Below are 14,377 nucleotides of genomic sequence, written 5' to 3' on the forward strand. Positions count from 1 at the left end.
GGTGGATTAGAGTGTCCAATCGGATTAGGGGGCTAAATAGACCAGAACCGTTAGAATTTCTATAGGGATTATTTCCTTGAAATAACCACTGTCGCAACCGTTAAAACTTAAATCGGATGATATAGGGATTTTAGGGGGGCCAATATATCTCCCTAAATGTGACAAACGAGCCTTAGAAACGATTCTAGAGGCTCGTTTGTCTTTGACACCCGTTTGACGGGTGGTTATGACTTATTAGCGAAATAACTTATACATACACTTGATGCAAATATTGTTCGAGCTTCTCCTTCACCAGCGGCCACTCCTCATCGGTAATACTGTACACATTTGAGTCACGAATATATCCGTCCTCCATTACCCGATGACGGCGTAATCTTCCTTCATAAACAGCTCCTAACCGTTGAATGGCACGATTCGAGCGCTCATTACGTACATCTGCCGTCAACTGAACACGAATTGTATATAGCTGCTCGAAGCAGTACTGCAGCAGCATATATTTGCACTCCGTATTAATTCTGGTACGCCATACAGAGGGATGATACCAGGAGCCTCCTATTTCCACATTGCGATGCAGGGCAGACATATTCATGATTCTTGTTGCGCCGATAATTTGGCCTGTAAGCTGGTCGATGACAACGAATGGATACTCGGTCCCTTTCTCACGGTTCAGAACAGCTTCATCAATTGTCCGTTCTGCATCGGTGAGACTACGGATCGTGCGCGGTAAATAGTGCCATATTTCAGGATGACATGCTGCTTCATATAAAGCTTCCTTATGTTCAGGAAGCATAGGGATCAGCTTAGCACTGCTCCCCGTCAGCTCGAACAATTGGTTGTTCATTCGTATCCATTCCCCGAAGGTTTGATAGGTATAAAGTGCGGTCTTTAATTTGTCTAAGTAATGCTGTTCATGGCTTGAGCACAAGAATCGAATAGAAGGGCCTGCGGTTAGATGAGATCGCTGATCAATATGCTTCTCGTGTAATACTCGCATTAAGCGCTGTACCGTTCCGCGGCTCCCATCTATGAGTTGAATATGGGCGGGCACAATGTTTCTCAATATGTGCTTGTAATAAGGATAATGCGTACATCCCAGCACGATCGTTCCATATTGGTCTAGATCAAGTCCGGCAAGTTTATGAGCGAAATAGTCTCCGATCACCCTCTTATCAAAGTTTAGGCTCTCGCAGTATTCTACCAATTCCGGTAAAGGAATCGAATCTACGATATGTTCTTCATCAATACGAGTCACTAACGTATGATACTTGTCTTGACTCAATGTTAGGGCCGTTGCGAATACCAGTACTCGCTTGCCGTTGCTGCGATTCATTTCCACAGCCGGCTTGACTGCTGGTTCCATTCCAATGATCGGAATGTCGTACTTGCTTCTTAATTCATTTGCAGCAATGCTCGTCGCAGTATTGCAGGCAATGACAAGAGCTTTCACATTGTTCTGCATAATTTCTTCTACAGCGGATTGCACGTGGCACATTACTTCAGATTTCGTCTTCGTCCCGTATGGAACATGGAGGGTATCGGCATAGAATAAATATTGTTCATGTGGTAGCTGCTTCATGGCTTCCGCTAATACCGTAATTCCACCAACTCCCGAATCAAAAAAAGCGATAGTCATACCGTTCACCTTGCATTCTATTTAGCATGTAACTTCTAGTTGTCGATGCTTATATTGTACTACTTTTTCTCGGAGAATCCTGTCGAAATTTTTCACGTTACAGATGAAAAAAAACCCACTATACCAGCGTTACACCGATACAGCAGGTTCCTATTCTATAAACCTACTTCATCCTTCTATTTATCAATCAGCTCCGAATATTGCTCCGCATTCAACAAATGCTTCACAGCTTCTTCAATGCTGCCTTCTACTTCAAGCTCTGCAATCCAGCCATCTTCATATGGGCTGTTGTTCACCAGTTCTGGAGACGCTTCCAATTGTTCATTCAGCTTCGTTACAGTTCCACTAACTGGACAGTACAGTTCGGAAACCGTCTTCACCGATTCGATGGAGCCCATACTGTCTCCGGCAGACCAGGCTGCTCCAACCGTTGGGAACTCAATAAATACAATGTCTCCCAGTTGAGATTGAGCATGATCTGTAATGCCAACTCGAACTGTGCTGCCTTCAATTGCGATTACCCATTCATGGTCCTCGCTGTACAACAATCCATCCTTCACTTCACTCATGTCAAAGCCCCATTTCATTCATAATGTAATCCATTAGGCCATCTGTCCAATTGAGAGCATAATATATGGACAGAGTACGGCCTTAGCGCCTTATTCTCTGTCCTTGGTACCTGAGAGTTTCCGTCCCTCCACGTCAGTGGAGGAACTTACCCCTTTGGTGGCAACAAATATGCACTCTCCAGAGTTGCTTGAGAATGGCGGTTCTGGGACCTGAGAGATTCGTTGCCAATCGGCAGCTGGCAACTTGCTCCTTCGGTGTCGACGATGATCATTGTCGAGCTCTCCCGACCTTTCTCGTTCGCGAATTACGATTAATAGAGGTTGCTTAAATATGGGTAAATATAACATTAGATTATGGCAAGATATGTTCGATTGTCAATGACAAGCGATGAAATCAAATGTGAAGAAAATATCAATTGACAAAGAGTGGAAATCTCAACTAATGTAGAGTTGACATTTGAAAATGGCGAATGATGGTAAAGGGAGAGACTGCTGAATCATAGCAGCGCCGAAGGAGTAAACCCTTAGGGGTGAATCTCTCAGGCAAAAGGACTTTTACCGGACGCATCTCTGGAGAGTACTGTTATTCACATATCGAATACAGTCACCCAAGGGGAAAGCCGAAGTGAGACACGGAAAGCAAACGATCATGTTTGCGGAATTTCGGCGACACTCTCAGGTACAAAGGACAGAGCGAGAGAATAAGAGGTTGTTTTGCAACCGCTTTCTCTCGCCTGTCCTTTTGTTTTCTTATTTTCATGGTTAGTCCAAATAACGTGTCGAGGTGAATCATGAGTCAATTAAAGAGAACACCAATATTTGATCAATATTCTGCATTCTCGGGAGCACGATGCATTGACTTCGGCGGCTGGGAGCTTCCTGTTCAATTCATCGGAATCCAGCGTGAGCATGAGGCGGTTCGTACCCATGCTGGATTATTCGATGTCTCCCATATGGGTGAGTTTATCGTAAGCGGACCTGCTGCCCTGACGTATCTAGAACAGATGACAACGAATGATGTATCACGGCTTAAGGATGGCAGAGCACAATATACACTCATGTGCTATCCCGATGGAGGCGTTGTCGATGACATCCTCATTTATCAAATGAAGAGTGACCAGGTACATGCTTGTTGTGAATGCATCTAACATCGACAAAGACTATGAATGGTTGCAGAAGCATCTGATCGATGACGTGAACTTGACCAATGTATCGGATCGTACTGCATTACTTGCCCTTCAGGGACCGAATGCTCAATCCATTCTCTCTGCAGTCACAGATGTGGCTATTGATTCACTCGCCCCTTTTCATTTCCTAGCGGAAACACAGATATGTGGCGTATCAACTTTGCTGTCTCGTTCAGGCTACACAGGCGAGGATGGTTTCGAGCTCTATTTGTCCGCAGATGATGCTGCGCATGTATGGATAGAGCTGCTTCGTGCGGGCGAGCCGTTCGGCTTGCTGCCGGCAGGACTCGGGGCAAGAGACACGCTGCGCTTCGAGGCACGTCTTCCGCTGTACGGGCAAGAGATTACAGCTGACATTTCACCGCTTGAAGCCGGACTTACCCGGTTCGTCAAGCTGGATAAGGGCGATTTCATCGGCCGAGAGTCCCTCACTAAGCAGAAGACCGAAGGGCCAGCTAGGAAACTGGTCGGTATTGAAATGATTGACAAAGGCATTCCTCGTTCGCATTATCCTGTGCTAGCCGATGGGCGCGTTATTGGCGAAGTTACGACAGGCACCCAATCACCAACATTAAAGCGCAATTTAGGACTTGCCCTTATTGAAGCCTCATTTTCCGAGCTTGATACAGAAATCCTGGTCGAGATTCGCGGCAAGCAACTGAAAGCCCGCATTGTCTCCACCCCATTCTATAAACGCAATCCGATCCCTGCCAAAGGAGCGAATCCATCATGAAGCATCGTTATATTCCGATGACGGAGCAAGATCAAGTCGATATGCTGCAACAGATTGGTATCTCTTCGATTGAGGAGTTATTCCGCGATATACCAGCCTCCATTCGATACAATGGAGTACTGCCTATGTCTGAAGCGTTAGATGAGGCAGCAATGATGAAGCATATGAAGCAGCTTGCTGCACGCAATGCAGACAGTGAGAGTCATACGAGCTTTCTCGGTGCAGGAATCTATGACCATCATATACCGGTTGTGATCCAGCATCTTATTTCTAGATCCGAATTTTATACAGCCTATACTCCCTATCAGCCTGAAATTAGCCAAGGGGAATTGCAAGCGATTTTCGAGTTTCAATCCTATATTTGCGAATTGACGGGTATGGCTGTTGCCAATGCAAGCATGTATGATGGAGCAACAGCTCTCGCTGAAGCTGGAGCCCTAGCGGTTGGTGCGACGAAGCGCAAGCAGCTGGTCATATCCAGTACCGTCCATCCTGAAGCACGGCAGATCGTTCGTACGATGGCTCGAGGGCTTCATGTTGAAGTCGTTGAGATTGGATATAAGGATGGCGTTACTGACATTCGAGGAACTGAAGCGTGTTGTTACGAGCGACACGGCTGCCTTGCTTATCCAATCGCCGAATTTCTTCGGCTGCATTGAAGATGTATGTGCGATCGAGCCAATTGCCCATGCACATAAAGGCTTGCTAGTGATGAGTACGAACCCGTTAAGCCTGGCGCTGCTGGAGAGTCCGGGCAAGCTTGGCGTCGACGTATGCGTCGGAGATGCGCAGCCACTTGGCATCGCTCCTTCATTTGGTGGACCAACATGCGGCTTCTTCGCGGTAGCGGAACCATATATGCGGCGAATCCCTGGAAGAATCGTCGGACTCACGAAGGACTTGGACGGCAAGCGCGGATTCGTTCTAACACTTCAAGCGAGAGAACAGCATATTCGCAGGGAGAAAGCGACATCCAACATATGTTCCAATCAAGCGCTACTTGCACTTGCCGCCTCTATCTATATGTCGGTGATGGGTAAGAAGGGAATCCAAGAGGTCGCGAAGCTGAATGTACAAAAGTCTCATTATGCTGCTGCACAGATTAGTAGCAAGGAGCAGATTTCACTTGCTTTCCAAGCACCTTATTTCAATGAATTCGTCGTCCGATTGCCGCAAGGTACCGATATCGATCGGCTTCATACCCTTCTCCTTGATAATGGATATATCGGCGGCTTGGATATTGCTCGCTTTTATCCTGAGCTTGCAGGACATATGCTCATCGCCGTCACCGAGAAGAAATCCAAATCGGACATCGAACAATTTATAGACTTGTTGGAGGTGAGCTGTGTATGAAAGCGGAACAAGCGTTAATATTTGAACTAAGCCATCCTGGACGTACTGCTTATTCCTTGCCGGAATGTGACGTTCCGGAGATCGAGCTTCATGAGCTCATCCCAACCTCCATGCTGCGCAGTCAGGAAGCGGAGCTCCCTGAAGTGTACGAGGTGGATGTAATCAGGCATTACACAGCCTTGTCCCGCCGCAACTTCGGCGTTGATAATGGCTTCTATCCGCTTGGCTCTTGTACGATGAAATATAATCCGAAGATTAACGAGGATGCTGCTAGGCTGACGGGACTCTCAGCCATTCACCCTTATCAGCCGATAAGCACTGTGCAAGGTGCTTTAGAGCTGATGTATACGTTGCAGGAGGATCTTGCTGTCCTAACAGGTATGGATAAGGTTACGCTTCAACCTGCTGCCGGTGCTCATGGTGAATGGACAGGATTAATGATGATTCGTGCCTATCATGAGAGCCAAGGTGAGCAACGGACAAAAGTAATTGTCCCTGATTCCTCACACGGTACGAATCCAGCCAGTGCTACCGTGGCAGGCCTTGATACGATTACAATACCGTCTAATGAGCAAGGATTCGTCGACTTAGATGCACTGAAAGCTGCCGTCGGACCGGATACAGCTGCACTGATGCTTACGAATCCGAGTACGCTGGGATTGTTCGAGGAGCATATCGTCGAGATCGCGAGCATCGTTCATGAGGCTGGTGGGTTGCTGTATTATGACGGTGCAAACTCCAATGCAATCATGGGAATTACCCGCCCAGGTGACATGGGCTTTGATGTCGTACATCTGAATTTGCATAAGACGATGAGTACGCCGCATGGTGGCGGTGGCCCAGGGGCTGGACCTGTCGGTGTGAAGAGCAATCTGATTCCATTCCTTCCTTCTCCAACGGTGTTGAAGCTTGAGGATGGATCATACGGCTTCGATCAAGGATCGCCATTGTCCATTGGTCGAGTAAAAGCATACAATGGTAACTTCGGTATTCTTCTACGCGCCTATGTTTATATTCGTACCTATGGTCCAGAGGGATTACGTCGTGTGTCAGAATGTGCTGTATTGAACGCCAACTATATGATGCACCGCCTAGCACCTTATTACGATATTCCATATCCAGGCGTGTGCAAGCACGAATTTGTTATGTCAGGCAAGAGCTTAAAGCATTATGGCGTGCGCACTCTTGATGTTGCCAAGCGCCTGCTCGACTTTGGCTTCCATCCGCCAACCATCTATTTCCCACTTAATGTTGAGGAATGCATGATGATCGAGCCTACAGAAACAGAGAGTAAGCAAACGCTAGATCGCTTCATCGATGTTATGATCCAGATCTCACAGGAAGCGAAGGAGCAGCCTGAGCTCCTGCTCCGAGCACCGCATTATACAGACGTCAAGCGACTGGACGAAACGGGGGCCGCACGGAAGCCTGTATTGAATTGCGCGTGCAATTAAATTAAATAACACCAAATGCCCCGAGTAACCTATCCGACATATCGGATAAGGTGTCCTGGGCTTTTTTTCATTAATCCTAAACTGTTTTTATATTGTCGCTTTAAGTTTCGCGTTGTGGTGGCTACAATAACATAAATAGAGGAAAGAAACGAAGGGGGCATACAACTATGAATATCCAGGAATTGAGGGAGCATCGGCAGTATCCGGACAATATCGGGCAGGAAAAGAGCCGTGCGACCTTTGAACGTGACTATTCGCGGCTGATCCATTCGCCGACCTTCCGTCGGCTGCAAGGTAAGTCACAGGTATTCGGGGCAGGGACCGGAGATTATTATCGGACTCGGTTGACACATTCATTGGAGGTGGCGCAAATTGCTCGGGAAGCGGCGCGTAGCCTACTTCGCTCTTACCCGGATGTCGCTGCGGAACGGGCTGACCATCCCGGACTGATTATCGACCCGGAGGTTGTGGAGTGCGCGGCGATCTGCCACGATTTCGGGCATCCTCCGTTTGGTCATAAAGGCGAAGAAGTGCTGGACGATATATTAGAGAAGTTGGTGGAAGACAAGGTCAGACAGGCTTTGAAGAACACAAGCCCTACTCCCGACGAAGAACAACGGGTACAAGCAGCTATCCGCCAGAAGTACGAGCATTTCGAAGGTAACGCCCACAATTTCCGGCTGATGATGTTCCTGGAGAAACGGGAAAATATCGACGGTCTTAATTTGTCCGACGCGGTGTTGCTCGGGACGAATAAATACCCTTATCCCGGTACTGTTAACAAAAAGGGCCTTTATTTGCACGAGTGGGAGTATATTTCCTACATCCGCGATAGCTGGGGCATTCCGGAGGGTGAAAAAACGTTCGAAGCGCAGTTGATGGACTTATGTGACGATATCGCTTATTCGGCACATGATCTTGAGGACGGAATCAAAGCGGGTAAAATCGAGGTGCATGAGCATTTTCTCAAGGATTCGCATATTCAGAGGTTGATTGTCGAGAAAATCATGACTTTGGAGGATCCTTTCTGGGGTGGCTGGACGCCGGATTTGATCCAAGTCAAGGTCGAGGAGGTACTTGACTCGTTCTTGCGGGTCTGGAATGAGAAAATGCCGACTTGTGATCAGGACCAATCCCGGACGCGCCGTGAGGTCAAGGCGTACTGGGTTAGTCTATTTGTCTCCAGTCTTGGCGTCATCTCTGACGGTAACTGGCAAAAGGTGACGTTCGTCAAGGAAGGCCAGGAGGACGAGGATATGCTACGTACGGTAAGCGTGTTAAAAAGCTTCGCTTGGGTGACGATGATACGTGACTTGCGGGTGCAACGACTGCAGAAGCGCAGTGCTTGGGTAGTCAAGCGGTTATGGGATGCTTTCGTTGATCCAGAGACGTCTAAATCGATTATCCCTGGCGACTGGCTTCGCCGCTTTGATCGCGATCAGGCGAGAGAGAAGCCGATATGGACCTGGGAGCATATGATTATCGATTATATCGCGGGCATGACGGATGCTTATGCGGAGAAGATCTACAATGAGCTGTATGGTCTTAAGGTAGGAACGATATACGAGATGGATTAAATAAAGCGGCCGGCGTAAATGCCGGCCGCTTTTATCATCTGTAACGAAACTAATGCGGTTGTATCTTGCTACAGCGGTGGGTTGGTGTGACATTTACGGCAAACCGGGTAATAGGATTCGTTGCCGCCGATTTGAATTTGCTCGCCGGTATAGACGGGTTTTCCGTTCTCCACTCGCAAATTCATCGTCGCCTTACGTGCACAGAACCAGCAGATTGTCTTCATTTCTTCGATTTTATCCGCGTAGATGAGCAGCTGACGGCTACCCTCGAACAGCTGATTTTGGAAATCATTCTTCAGCCCGAATGCCATCACGGGAACGTCCAACTCGTCGACGATTCGGACTAATTGCTTAATACTCGCTTCACTCAAGAACTGGCATTCGTCCACCAGCACGCAGTAAAGTCGCGGGGTATGGTTTTTTACAATTCCAAATATGTCTGTATCCGTGCTTACCGGTAAGGCCTGTCGGCGCAACCCGATCCTGGAGGAAACGAAGCCGACCTCATCTCGATCGTCGACATTGGGAGTGAAAATAAGCACTGGTTTGTTCTGTTCTTCGTAATTGTGGGCCACCTTCAAAATTTCAATCGATTTACCACTGTTCATTGCCCCATATTTGAAAAATAACTGTGCCAATCTATGACGCCCTTTCTCTAGTTCGTATCTTAACTATGATTATTCTATCATATATTAATAGGCTATTTGAATGCCGAATGAGAGAGCAACATTTCCAATATCGCCTTGTGATATAAATAGACATGAATTCCAAACAAGGAGATGAAGAAATGGGTAAATTAGATAATAAAATTGCTCTAGTAACTGGTGCGAGTCGGGGATTGGTCGTGGCATTGCCTTACGTCTAGCACTGGAGGGCGCATTAGTCGCAGTACACTATGGGACCAGGCAGAATGAAGCTGAAGAAGTAGTTTATAAGATCGAACAAGCTGGAGGATCCGCATTCGCGGTCGGCGCTGACTTAAGAACCCTTAACGGCATTAATGACTTATATACGTTATTGGATGAGTCGCTTCAGGAACGTACAGGCGGCAATCAGCTTAATATCCTAGTAAATAATGCCGGAATCGGTCAAATTTTAACCTTAGAAGAGGCCACGGAAGAGTCTTACGATGAGGTCATGAACATGAATGTTAAAGCTCCATTTTTTGTAACCCAACAAGCGTTACCGCGTCTGAAAGATGGAGGGCGCATTATCAATATCTCATCATTTGTCACACGAATAGCCTCCCCTGGCGTTTTCACATACAGTATGTCTAAGGGAGCGATTGACGTACTTACGCACACCCTCGCTCAGCAACTTGGGGAACGTAATATCACAGTGAACGCTATTCAGCCTGGTATTATTAATACAGAGATGAATGCTGGGACGCTACAAAATCCGAATGGACAGAAATATGCTGCTAGCCTCTCAACCTTTAACAGGTGGGGGAGCCAGAAGATATTGCGGATATTGCTGCTTTTCTTGCTTCATCAGACAGCCGTTGGATAACAGGTCAGTTCATTGATGCAAGCGGCGGATCTCATCTGTAATTAGTGTCATCATTCTTTGTTGGCATCGGCCAGTATCTTACCTGCTTCCAGCTTCGTCATTTTGCCATAGTCATAAGTCTCTCCGCTGTCAGTCGCCAACTTCTGAATGGAAGACAGCTGCGTCTTCGTTGCCGGCTGGGCCTGGATGAGAGCCATCATATTGTCATGCGCAATCTTCTTTGCCAGCTCCGGATTGTCGATCAGGTACAGGATTCGATACATCGCGTCAATGGCTTGTTGCTCGCTCTCAATGCCATAACCGGAGTCGGTACTGAGCATAAAGCGATCCGGGTACTTCTTCATAATCGTTATAAAGGTCTCAGGATGTCCGCCTCCTTCGGGATTATAGACGGAGAACCCGGCGAAGAAGTCAGCATACAGATTCGGGTGCTTTGCGAGTAGTCGATCAATCTCCTCTGGTGAGTTGTAGGCGTTCATATGACCGAAGATGAAAATGGTGTTCGGATGAGCCTCCAGAGCTTCCTCCAGCTTGAGAACCGGATAACCACTCGGTGGGTCGATGTGAAGTAATATTGGTGCGTTATAAGTAGCAATGAGGTCGTAAATCTCGGGTAGGAACCCATCCATGGGATCTGAGGCCTTCCAAGCGACTTTGGATACCACAGGTGAGTAGGTCGAGGCAGCGGCAATTTCGCCAAGGCCAAAATAACCTTGCTCGAGATTGTTGCGGATGACGTCTAGACTTCTCTTGTCATGAAGGTCGAAGCCTGAGAAGAAGGGGAGAAATTGATCAGGCGATTTTTGATAGGCTGACCAAGAGACAGAATCTGTCCCGATCGCACTTGGCTCAGACACGTCACCGAAGAGAACGACTTTGTCGATATAATCTTTTTTCCAGACATTTAGCATCGAAGAATAACGCGCGCCAGAGGCATCGTGGTTATGTATGTCGACTAATTCCAGGGGCTGGAAAGCATCGACAAGCTGCTCAAGTGTTGGAGTGTCCCCGGCTTGCTTCAGCTTCGACACGCGATCAGCTACTTCTTTAATGGGATCCGCCTCAGTTGTTCCTGCTCTCTCAAATGGCCAATAGCGTGTGCTGCTTAACAGTACCATGGCGATTATGACGATGCAGCAGATTACCAACAAAGCTAGACCAGCCTTCTTCGGATTCAGTCTCGTACTCATCGTAAACCCTCCTATTTTTCTTGTAGGGAACGTTGTTTAAATTGAATATAATATACCTTGATCTAGTAATATTTGTAAATCAATATATTGGTAGCTTTCTTATGTAACTCTAAGAAGCTATAGAAAAGGCTGTAATAGGTCACTTGTTCCTAACCTATTACAGCCTTTACCTGTCCATTATATTCGTCTTGCAGTAATCATTATCTCAATGTCATTTACAGATAACCGCTTTGTACTAAAGTTGCCGGCTATACAGCCATATCCGTCTAATACCTCAAATCCTGATCCTTCAAGAAGAAGCTTTAGTTCACGGAATGTGAAAGCTGTTGTGTAAATATCAACTTCCTTGGTGTCTCCTTTAGAGTTAGTGATCGTCTCTTTGGTACTTGAGGTACTTGTGTAAGCATCGATACTTTCGTTAGTCCGAGCAACGTTCAAGACGTTAATAGCTGTTAAAGTAAAAAGTGCCTGGGGCCGTAACAAACGATGAATTTCTCGTAATATCTGTCTATGTCCCTCATCATCACCTGCTAAGCCAAAAGCTCCTTCACACAGACAAATAGCACTATCAAATTGTTGAGACAAGGGTACATGACGGGCATCTGCCACCATGAACGTCGCATTCAAATTTTCCTCTGCAGCTCTTTTCTGAGCTAGTTCAATAAATGAAGAAGTAATATCAATACCTGTTGGTATAATACCACGACGTGCCAACTCCAGACTATGTCGACCCGGACCACATCCTATATCAAGGATTGAATCCCCAGTTCGCAGTTCCATATGTTCGATCAGAAAATCAACTTCTTGAAGCGTGCCCTTCGTAAAGCCGTAATTCAAATAACTTTCACCCAAGAAGTCTCCAATTTCCTCATAAAAATTACCGCTATATTTGTTGTTTTGATTATTCATGTTATACCTCCATTAATGTGACACAGAGGTAATGAGGACAATTAAATTATACCTCTGTGCCCCTAATATTAAATCGCATCGAAAATAGGTATAAACCACTCATTGCCACCACTCGCTTTCCTTTAGATGACTCAACTTAACCATATCAGAGAGATTTTTGTCTAGGTAAATGTTGACTCTAATTGTTCTGTCACTATGGCTTTAAATTTTAAAATTGTCTACTAACGCTTGTAGTTCTGTTGCCATACGGGTCAGATAGGACGAAGAAGAAGATATCTCTTCCATGGAAGCCAGCTGCTCTTCCGTTGCGGCAGATACGGTATCCGATTTTGCAGAAGTTGTTTGAGATACGTGAGAAATATCATCAATCGCTGTTACGATCTGATTAGTGCCTAGAGCAACTTGCTCGGCCGTGATCGATACGCCACGTACTTGGTTATTCACTTCATCAACATAACGCTCAATTTCGGAGAACAGCGTGCCCGCCGTCTGTACGACGTTCATACCTGCGCTTACTTCATTTGTAGCCGAGCACATTGATTTCTCTACATTACCGATTTCATTGCGAATTGCGGCGATCAGAGAAGTGACTTGCTCCGTCGATTTCGCTGACTGCTCGGCTAGCTTCCTTACTTCTCCGGCAACTACGGCAAATCCACGTCCCTGTTCTCCAGCTCTCGCCGCCTCAATGGAGGCGTTCAACGAGAGCAGATTAGTTTGCTGGGAAACTTCTGAGATGACCTCAATAATTTGCCCAATCTCCAATGATGTCTGGACTAAGCGGTTAATGACCTCTGATAATCCTGTAACTGAGCCGCTGATGGAGCTCATTTGCTGTACGGCGTTTTGAACGGCTTGCCCGCCTTCCGTCGATTTGATCGCCACCTGCTCAGATGTATTCGCTGCTGTGCGCGCACTTGCGGCTATTTGCTCTATTTTTTGTGACATGTCATGGATCGTGTGCGAGCTGTCATCAACCAAGATCACCTGCTTTTTAGCCCCCTCGGCCATCTGCTCGACAGCGCCTACGATATGCTGCGTAGCCGATACGGTCTGTCCAGCGCTAGCTGTCAGTTGCTCTGATGAAGCAGCCAATTGATTGGCAGAATTAGTTACTTCAGATACCACCGAACCGAGCGAATCTACCATGCGGTTAAAGGAAGCGCCCAGCTCTCCGAATTCATCCTGCGATCTCACATCTACCCTTTGGCTTAAATCTCCACGACTGATGATTCTAGCAGTATCCGATAAAGCTCTGAGCGGCTTGGTAATCGAACGAATGATGGAGAACACCAAGATAGCTCCAGCGATCGTGGATATGATGATGACAATTACTGTATTGTTAAAAATAGGTGCGGCTGTATTCGTAACCTCGATCGGAGAGCGATCGCCGGCTATTTTCCAACCAGTCAATGGATTTGTAATGTAGATTAAGAGGCGCTTATCGCCATCGGGAGTTACTTGTTCGATTTGTCCCGACTCACCGCTAAATATCAATTCTGGTTGTTCTATCGCGTCATCTTCAGAAGGCGCTCCGGCTTCTTTGGCCGCTGGTTTACTAGAATCACCAGCTCCCCAAGGAGGAGGCACAACGGTGGCTCCTTTCGAGCTGAAAATAATGACAAAGCCATTTTCTCCGACTTTTACATCGCTCACGATTTGTCCGAGGTCAGATAAATCTAGCACGATCGCGACGACGGACTGACCGTTGTCTGTTGCTTTTGCCAAGGCGATAACCGTGTTTCCCGTCTCTGTAGATGTGTAAGGCTCAGTAATGATAACTCTACCTTTACTCTCCATCGCTTGTTTATAATAAGTACTTTCCTTCGGATTGTAATCTTCGGCCAGCTTTATGTTGCTGGGAGAGTAAAGGTACTGTCCGCTGCCTTGGATCATCGAGATCGATTCCACCTCGGGGTGGTTTTGTGTATATAGATTTAACTGCTCGTCGTTAGCTGACAGCGAGGATAGCTGCTGTGATAAAATATCAATGTCCGAAATTTTCGAAGTTATGTATTGATTAATCAATTGATCGACGAGAGCAATGTCGGTCGTGGCCATGTTCTGCAGTTGATCATCGACTTTGTTCTTCGCGGTTATGTAAGCGAAACTCCCAATTGCCAGGCTGGGAAGCAAAAGGATCAGCATGAACGATAACATTAATTTGTTTCTGACTGAGACAAATTTAAATCTGAATTTTTTATGTGGTGATTTTACTGTTGGGTCCAACTAGGATGCCTCCTTCATATATCTATAATCTGTT

Annotated in this window: 8 protein-coding genes, 4 pseudogenes and 2 riboswitches; of the genes and pseudogenes, 5 read left to right on the forward strand and 7 right to left on the reverse strand. The window is 46.6% G+C overall.

The annotated features are described in order from the left end of the window. Positions 1–247: 247 nt before the first annotated feature. The 3 genes and pseudogenes from RE628_RS04015 to gcvH all read right to left on the reverse strand — a co-directional run bounded on the left by RE628_RS04015 (position 248) and on the right by gcvH (position 2,202). On the reverse strand, positions 248–841 hold the full coding sequence (locus RE628_RS04015; protein ID WP_309159359.1) for a GNAT family N-acetyltransferase: 594 nt from the start codon (positions 839–841) through the stop codon (positions 248–250). Between the two features lie 24 nt (positions 842–865). After that, positions 866–1,633 (reverse strand): annotated as a pseudogene (gene murI / locus RE628_RS04020) (glutamate racemase); the annotation flags it as partial. Positions 1,634–1,809: 176 nt separating this feature from the next. Next, positions 1,810–2,202 carry a glycine cleavage system protein GcvH gene (gene gcvH / locus RE628_RS04025; RefSeq protein WP_309157526.1) on the reverse strand — a complete coding sequence of 131 codons (393 nt, stop codon included), beginning with the start codon at positions 2,200–2,202 and terminating at the stop codon, positions 1,810–1,812. 188 nt (positions 2,203–2,390) lie between these two features. Continuing rightward, positions 2,391–2,499, reverse strand: a riboswitch (glycine riboswitch). Between the two features lie 173 nt (positions 2,500–2,672). Beyond that, a riboswitch (glycine riboswitch) is annotated at positions 2,673–2,767 on the forward strand. A 226-nt stretch (positions 2,768–2,993) separates the two neighbouring features. Here gcvH and gcvT point away from each other — a divergent pair. The 4 genes and pseudogenes from gcvT to RE628_RS04045 all read left to right on the forward strand — a co-directional run bounded on the left by gcvT (position 2,994) and on the right by RE628_RS04045 (position 8,506). Continuing rightward, positions 2,994–4,122, forward strand: a pseudogene (gene gcvT, locus RE628_RS04030) (glycine cleavage system aminomethyltransferase GcvT). Further along, positions 4,119–5,475 (forward strand): annotated as a pseudogene (gcvPA, locus tag RE628_RS04035) (aminomethyl-transferring glycine dehydrogenase subunit GcvPA). Before gcvT ends, gcvPA begins: the two co-directional pseudogenes overlap by 4 nt. Further along, the gene (gcvPB, locus tag RE628_RS04040) at positions 5,472–6,929 is read left to right on the forward strand and encodes an aminomethyl-transferring glycine dehydrogenase subunit GcvPB (protein WP_309157527.1); all 1,458 of its coding nucleotides are present in this window, start codon (positions 5,472–5,474) and stop codon (positions 6,927–6,929) included. The pseudogene gcvPA and the gene gcvPB overlap by 4 nt, the downstream one beginning before the upstream one ends. 167 nt (positions 6,930–7,096) lie before the next feature. After that, positions 7,097–8,506, forward strand: a complete 1,410-nt coding sequence (locus tag RE628_RS04045) for a deoxyguanosinetriphosphate triphosphohydrolase family protein (protein ID WP_309157528.1) — start codon at positions 7,097–7,099, stop codon at positions 8,504–8,506. Between the two features lie 68 nt (positions 8,507–8,574). Here the strand turns inward: RE628_RS04045 and RE628_RS04050 are convergent, their stop codons facing one another. Then, positions 8,575–9,144 carry a thymidine kinase gene (locus RE628_RS04050; RefSeq protein ID WP_309157529.1) on the reverse strand — a complete coding sequence of 190 codons (570 nt, stop codon included), beginning with the start codon at positions 9,142–9,144 and terminating at the stop codon, positions 8,575–8,577. A 149-nt stretch (positions 9,145–9,293) separates the two neighbouring features. On the opposite strand from RE628_RS04050, the pseudogene RE628_RS04055 reads away from it, so the two are divergent. Next, positions 9,294–10,056, forward strand: a pseudogene (locus tag RE628_RS04055) (SDR family oxidoreductase). A 9-nt stretch (positions 10,057–10,065) separates the two neighbouring features. Here the strand turns inward: RE628_RS04055 and RE628_RS04060 are convergent. From RE628_RS04060 to RE628_RS04070, 3 genes are all read right to left on the reverse strand, one after another. After that, the gene (locus tag RE628_RS04060) at positions 10,066–11,205 is read right to left on the reverse strand and encodes an amidohydrolase family protein (RefSeq protein ID WP_309157530.1); all 1,140 of its coding nucleotides are present in this window, start codon (positions 11,203–11,205) and stop codon (positions 10,066–10,068) included. A 177-nt stretch (positions 11,206–11,382) separates the two neighbouring features. Then, positions 11,383–12,114: a class I SAM-dependent methyltransferase gene (locus RE628_RS04065; protein ID WP_309157531.1), complete on the reverse strand. Its 732-nt coding sequence runs from the start codon at positions 12,112–12,114 to the stop codon at positions 11,383–11,385. Between the two features lie 201 nt (positions 12,115–12,315). Next, positions 12,316–14,274, reverse strand: coding sequence for a methyl-accepting chemotaxis protein (locus RE628_RS04070; protein ID WP_309159360.1), 1,959 nt, complete (start codon positions 14,272–14,274; stop codon positions 12,316–12,318). Positions 14,275–14,377 lie beyond the last annotated feature (103 nt).

Origin of the sequence: Paenibacillus sp. D2_2, assembly GCF_031199965.1 — a bacterium.
Classification (GTDB): Bacteria; Bacillota; Bacilli; order Paenibacillales; family Paenibacillaceae; genus Fontibacillus.

Excerpts from the sequence above, each read along its gene's own strand:
- RE628_RS04065 (WP_309157531.1), bottom strand. The coding sequence starts at position 12,114 with ATGAATAATCAAAACAACAAATATAGCGGTAATTTTTATGAGGAAATT.
- gcvH (WP_309157526.1), bottom strand. The coding sequence starts at position 2,202 with ATGAGTGAAGTGAAGGATGGATTGTTGTACAGCGAGGACCATGAATGG.
- RE628_RS04060 (WP_309157530.1), bottom strand. The coding sequence starts at position 11,205 with ATGAGTACGAGACTGAATCCGAAGAAGGCTGGTCTAGCTTTGTTGGTA.
- gcvPB (WP_309157527.1), top strand. The coding sequence starts at position 5,472 with ATGAAAGCGGAACAAGCGTTAATATTTGAACTAAGCCATCCTGGACGT.
- RE628_RS04015 (WP_309159359.1), bottom strand. The coding sequence starts at position 841 with ATGAACAACCAATTGTTCGAGCTGACGGGGAGCAGTGCTAAGCTGATC.
- RE628_RS04045 (WP_309157528.1), top strand. The coding sequence starts at position 7,097 with ATGAATATCCAGGAATTGAGGGAGCATCGGCAGTATCCGGACAATATC.
- RE628_RS04070 (WP_309159360.1), bottom strand. The coding sequence starts at position 14,274 with ATGTTATCGTTCATGCTGATCCTTTTGCTTCCCAGCCTGGCAATTGGG.